The organism is Trabulsiella odontotermitis, assembly GCF_001188485.1.
Taxonomy (GTDB): Bacteria; Pseudomonadota; Gammaproteobacteria; order Enterobacterales; family Enterobacteriaceae; genus Trabulsiella; species Trabulsiella odontotermitis_A.
Map to the genome: position 1 here is coordinate 1 of NZ_JNGH01000030.1, position 304 is coordinate 304.

The following is a 304-nucleotide window of genomic DNA, read 5'->3' on the forward strand; positions in this document are numbered from 1 at the left end:
CGGTTGGATCACCTCCTTACCTTTAAAGAACCTGCCTTCGAAGTGCTCACACAGATTGTCTGATGAAAAGTGAATAGCAAGGCGTCTTGCGATTGAGACTTCAGTGTCCCCTTCGTCTAGAGGCCCAGGACACCGCCCTTTCACGGCGGTAACAGGGGTTCGAATCCCCTAGGGGACGCCACTTGCGCGGTAATGTGTGAAAGGCGTTGCCCACAATATCTCAAAACTGACTCAGTGAGTCATGTTTGCGATATTTGCTCTTTAAAAATCTGGATCAAGCTGAAAATTGAAACACAGAACAACG

At 48.4% G+C, this 304-nt stretch carries 1 tRNA gene; it reads left to right on the plus strand.

Annotation, left to right across the window (positions count from 1 at the left end):
• Positions 1–105 precede the first annotated feature (105 nt).
• A tRNA-Glu gene (locus tag GM30_RS02100) sits at positions 106–181 on the plus strand.
• Positions 182–304 lie beyond the last annotated feature (123 nt).